At 60.1% G+C, this 5,423-nt stretch carries 6 protein-coding genes and 1 pseudogene; all 7 read left to right on the top strand.

Going from position 1 to position 5,423, the window contains the following annotated elements; genetic code table 11:
- Positions 1-288: pseudogene (locus Q0K09_RS10230) on the top strand (hypothetical protein); the annotation flags it as partial.
- A 5-nt stretch (positions 289-293) separates the two neighbouring features.
- Positions 294-1,178 carry a DUF6017 domain-containing protein gene (locus Q0K09_RS10235; RefSeq protein WP_294475919.1) on the top strand — a complete coding sequence of 295 codons (885 nt, stop codon included), beginning with the start codon at positions 294-296 and terminating at the stop codon, positions 1,176-1,178.
- Between the two features lie 49 nt (positions 1,179-1,227).
- On the top strand, positions 1,228-1,572 hold the full coding sequence (locus Q0K09_RS10240; RefSeq protein ID WP_204862608.1) for a hypothetical protein: 345 nt from the start codon (positions 1,228-1,230) through the stop codon (positions 1,570-1,572).
- Positions 1,573-1,666: 94 nt separating this feature from the next.
- Positions 1,667-2,743: an S-layer homology domain-containing protein gene (locus Q0K09_RS10245; RefSeq protein WP_294475922.1), complete on the top strand. Its 1,077-nt coding sequence runs from the start codon at positions 1,667-1,669 to the stop codon at positions 2,741-2,743.
- 59 nt (positions 2,744-2,802) lie between these two features.
- Positions 2,803-3,291, top strand: coding sequence for a PcfB family protein (locus Q0K09_RS10250; RefSeq protein WP_204862605.1), 489 nt, complete (start codon positions 2,803-2,805; stop codon positions 3,289-3,291).
- Positions 3,288-5,069, top strand: a complete 1,782-nt coding sequence (locus tag Q0K09_RS10255; RefSeq protein WP_294475928.1) for a VirD4-like conjugal transfer protein, CD1115 family — start codon at positions 3,288-3,290, stop codon at positions 5,067-5,069. Before Q0K09_RS10250 ends, Q0K09_RS10255 begins: the two co-directional genes overlap by 4 nt.
- A 210-nt stretch (positions 5,070-5,279) precedes the next feature.
- A partial coding sequence (locus Q0K09_RS10260; protein ID WP_294475930.1) for a Maff2 family mobile element protein occupies positions 5,280-5,423 on the top strand: 144 nt, incomplete at its 3' end.

Below are 5,423 nucleotides of genomic sequence, written 5' to 3' on the forward strand. Positions count from 1 at the left end.
GACCGGGGCTTTGACTTCGGCGGCCTCTATGAGATTTATCACCGGGCCTCCTGCTGGTGCTGCCCCTTCCAGCGGATCGGGGAGCTGCGGAACCTCCGGCACCATCACCCGGAGCTGTGGGCGCGGCTGCTGGACCTGGACAACCGGGCCAGGGCACAGTTCGGCCCCGGTCCCCTGGGGCAGTTCAAATCCAACTGGAGCGTTATACGGTTGGAGGAACGGTTTGCCCGTGAAGAGGTGCAAACCGCCCCCATACAGCCCAACGCCCCCAATGACACAAGGAAGTGAATCAAATGGCAGTATTCCGCATTGAACGGACGCGGGACTATACCGTGATGAGTAACCATCACCTGAAAGATACGGCCCTGAGCCTGAAAGCCAAGGGGCTGCTGTCCATAATGCTCTCCCTGCCGGACGAGTGGAACTACACCACTCGGGGGCTGGCGGCCATCTGCAAGGAGGGTGTAGATGCCATCGGCGGGGCGCTGCGGGAGCTGGAGAAGGCGGGCTACATCGTTCGCCGCCAGCTTCGAGGTCCCGGCGGGCGCATCAGCGACACCGAGTACACCATCTACGAGAAGCCCCGCCCCGCTGCGGAGGAACCGCCAGAGGAACCGGGACCAGATACGCCTGCGCCGGATACGGACGCACCAGATACGGAAAACCCGTATCTGGTGGAGCCGGATATGGGGGAACCATCTACGGAAAAGCCCGCAGAATTAAATACTAAGAGATCAAATACTCAAAAATCAAATACGCATCTATCAAGCACTCATTCATTCGTTCTTTTCACGCCTCCGGCGGAAGGACAGACGGACGTGTATGAGAAGCGAGAGGAAATTCGGGAACAGATTGAGTATGACCTGATTTGTACCCCTGTCAACCGGACCCAGGTGGACGAGTTCGTGGAGATTATGCTGGAGGTAGCCATGACCCGCAGCCCCATCATCAAGATCGGGCGAGACGCGGAATACCCCACCGCCTTTGTCCAACAGCGGTTTGAGCAGATCACCTCCAGCCACATTGAGAAGGTGCTGGACGGTATCAGCGAGAACACCACCCGCGTCTGGAATACCAAGGCTTATCTGCTGGCTGCCCTGTTCAACGCCCCCAGCTCCACGGACAATCACTACACCATGCTGGTCAACCACGATTTCCACCACGACTACAGCGGCTGAAAGGCCGCCTAAATTTATGCCCGGATTTGCCGGGAGAAAGGATTTGCCTATGAAACGGCCTCTGGCTTACATCACCGCCCCCTGGGGCGAGAACGAGTTCGAGAACACGGAAAACGCCGCCCGCTGGTGCCGCCAGGTGTACGACGCGGGCTTCTCCCCGGTCTGTCCCCTGCTGTTCCTGCCCCTGTTCCTGAAGGACAGCATTCCCCAGGAGCACAAGGACGGCATCGACATGGCGCGGGACTACCTACGGAGGGCCCGTGTGCTGGTGGTCTGCGGCGGCAAGGTGGACGAGACGGTAAAGAACGACATCGCCACTGCCGAGCGCCTGCGGATCACCGCCACCACCCTGGACGGCATCCTCACCGTCAAGGGCCAGGGACGGGGCCAGTGATCCACTTCTGGCCACGGGTCCGGGGGCCTCCCCCGGACCCGCCCCACCGCTCTGTATCAACCAACATTCTGCAAAAAAAGGAGGGAAATCACCCATGAAACCCAAACACACCCGGCTGCGCTCCCTGCTGGCCTCATTCCTGGCCGTGGCGATGCTGGCATCCCTGATGCCCACAGCCTTCGCCGCTCAGCAGAACAACAGCTACCGGGACCCAGCCGAACATTGGAAAGAGGCCAACGACCGCACCAATGAGTTGGACACCAATTCCGTCGTAACCAGAGAGACCTTTGCCTGCGGTGTCTGCGGACAAGTGACGATGTTTGTCTACTTCCGGGTCCCAGAATACACCAGAGACGGCACTTCCGCTCTGAATCGAGGGGTAAAGTATTCAGATGGAACGCTCATAAGCGGCAGCGGGACTGGGAATGTCAACGATGGTGTTCCCGGTGTAGACGCATACTATACCGGCCACCATTGGACCAAAGCGGTCTGCGAGACCTGCGGCAGCATCAATACCAATATGCCAGAATCAGAATATGGATATGGGGACGGCACCGTCGGCCCGGACCGCAATATGAGCCGCGCCGAGGCTGCCGCCATTTTCGCCCGTATCCTCTCCGAGACCAGGGGCGAGAACCTGCCGGACGGGCACTCCAGCCGCTTCCCCGATGTGGACCCCGACGCCTGGTATGCCGGCTATGTGGCCTACCTGGAGCAGTTGGGCGTGGTGGTCGGCTACGACGATGGCAAGTTCCACGCCGGGGCCAGCATCACCCGAGAGCAGTTCGTCACCGTCTGCGCCCGGCTGGCCGACTGGATGGAGCTGGAGACCTATGAGACGGACCAGGGCTCCTTCCCCGACGTGACGCGGGACCACTGGGCGGCCCGGTATGTCCGGGAGGCCACCCGGAACGGCTGGGTCGTGGGCTACCCGGACGGCCTGTTCCACGGTGGGGACGAGATCACCCGCGCCGAGGTCGTCACCATTGTCAACCGGATGCTGGGCCGCACGGCGGATGAGACCTATATCCGCCGCAATAAGGACGAGCTGAACACCTTCTATGACCTCCAGAACCCCCACTACTGGGCCTACTATGACCTGATGGAGGCCGCCAACGGCCACACCATCGTCACCGGAGCAGAAAACGAGACCTGGCATGAGGTGAAGTGAGGTCCTCCAGGGCGGCCCGGCAGGGCCGCCCTTCCTCCTGAGCGAGGGAGGTGGTGAAAATGCAGGAGGAAGTGGAGAACAAGACGCTGACGCTGATCGTCAGCGGCACCAAATTCACCGGGCGGCTGCTGAAGGCGGCCATCTCCAAGTACATGGCCCACCGCCGCAATGTGAAGCTGGGCAAGCAGCGCGGGCGGGAGACGCCGGTGGTCCACCGGGGCAGGCAGACGGTGCAGCAGCTCACCCGCCAGAATCAGGGAATCTCCAATATTGACTTCCAGGACAAGGACATCCGCCGCTTTGACCGGATTGCCCGAAAATATGGCGTGGACTATGCGGTCCGGAAGGACCGGAGCGCGGCCCCGCCCAAGTACCTGATTTTTTTCAAGGGCCGGGACACCGACGCAATCAACGCAGCGTTCCAGGAGTACCTGGGCCAGAAGGTCCGCCGGGCCTCCAGACCGTCGGTGCTGGAAAGGCTGGAGCGATTCAAGGGCCTGGTCCGGGGCACCGCCGAGAAGGTGCGAAAGCAGGTGCTGGAGCGATGAGACAGGTCAATTTGAAACGCTATATCCTCCCCAATCTGCCCTATGCGCTCATTGCCCTCTACGCCACCAAGCTGGGGCAGGCGTGGCGGCTGGCCCCAGGCGGGGACGCCTCGGCCAAGCTGCTGGGGCTGCTGGACGGCTTTGCCGCCGCGTTCCAATCCGCCTTGCCCAGCTTCCACCCCCTGGACCTTCTGGTGGGGTTGTGCTGCGGGGCCGCCCTGCGGCTGGCGGTCTATATCAAGGGCAAGAACGCCAAGAAGTACCGCAAGGGGGCGGAGTACGGCAGCGCCCGCTGGGGCACCAAGGAGGACATCCGCCCTTTCATGGACCCCATTTTTGAGAACAACGTGATCCTGACGGCCACGGAGTTTTTGACCATGAACAACCGGCCCAAGGACCCCAAGACCGCCAGGAACAAAAATTTTCTCATTATCGGCGGGAGCGGCAGCGGCAAGACCCGATTTGTGCTGAAACCGAACCTGATGCAATGTGACAGCGAAAAATATCCCTGCTCCTTCGTGGTCACAGACCCCAAGGGCAGCGTGGTGATTGAGTGTGGGAAGATGCTGCGCCGCAAGGGCTACCGCATCAAAATTATGAACACCATCAATTTCAAAAAATCCCACCACTACAACCCCTTCGCCTATATCCACAGCGAGAAGGATATTTTGAAGCTGGTCAACTGCCTCATGGTGAACACCAAGGGAGAGGGGAAATCCGGGGACGATTTCTGGCAGAAGGCCGAGACCCTGCTCTACACGGCGCTCATCGGCTACATCCACTACGAGGCCCCGGAGGAGGAACAGAACTTCGCCACCCTGTTGGAGTTCATCAACGCCATGGAGGTCCGGGAGGACGACGAGGAGTTCAAGAATCCCGTAGACCTGATGTTTGACGAGCTGAAGGAGCGGGACCCCGGCCACTTCGCCGTCCGGCAATATGCCAAATATAAGCTGGCTGCCGGCAAAACCGCCAAGAGCATATTGGTGAGCTGCGGTGCCCGCCTGGCCCCCTTCGACATCGGGGAGCTGCGGGAGCTGACCGCCTATGACGAGCTGGAGCTGGACACCCTGGGGGACCGCAAGACCGCCCTGTTCTTTATTATGAGCGACACGGACGACACCTTTAACTTTTTGATCAGCATGGCCTATACCCAGCTTTTCAATCTGCTGTGCGAGAAAGCTGACGACGTGTACGGCGGGCGGCTGCCGGTCCATGTGCGGTGTCTCATTGATGAGGCGGCCAACATCGGACAAATCCCCCGGCTGGAAAAGCTGGTTGCCACCATCCGCAGCCGGGAGATTTCCGCCTGCCTGGTTCTCCAGGCACAGTCCCAGTTAAAAGCCATCTACAAGGACAACGCCGACACTATCATCGGCAACATGGACGCGCGGCTGTTCCTGGGCGGATCGGAGCCCACCACCCTCAAGGAGCTGTCTGCTGCCCTGGGCAAGGAGACCATCGACACGTTCAATACCGGCGAGAGCCGGGGGCGGGAGCTGTCCCACTCCCTCAACTATCAGAAGCTGGGGAAGGACCTAGCCAGCGTGGACGAGCTGGCGGTGCTGGACGGCGGCAAGTGCATCCTCCAGCTCCGGGGCGTCCGGCCCTTCCTGTCCAACAAGTACGACATCACCAAGCACCCCAACTACATCTATCTGGCTGACTACGACGAGAAAAACACCTTTGACATCGAGCGTTTTCTGTCCACCCGGCTAAAGCTCAAGGCCAATGAGGTCTGCGACGTGTACGAGATCGACGCCGCAGACGAGGAATGATGTTCCGCTGAGAAAGGAGGGGTCCCATCTACTCGCCGCAAACGCCTCCCCGGAGGCTCTGGCGTACAAAGCGGACAGTCACCACAAAATTTTGAAAAAAGGAGGACGCCGGAATCGAGGCCGCCGTATTGCGCGGCAGACTGTTCCGGCTTTTGTATGCCTATGACACATGACTGAACCTAATATAGAGATTCCGGCAAGAAGCTGTCTATGGAATTTTTCAACAGCGCAATCGAAGTGCTCCAGACCCTGGTGATCGCCCTGGGCGCTGGCCTGGGCGTGTGGGGCGTCATCAATCTTCTGGAAGGATACGGAAACGACAATCCAGGGGCAAAAAGCCAAGGCATGAAGCAG

It is taken from the genome of uncultured Intestinimonas sp., from assembly GCF_944387725.1.
Lineage (GTDB): Bacteria > Bacillota > Clostridia > Oscillospirales > Oscillospiraceae > Intestinimonas.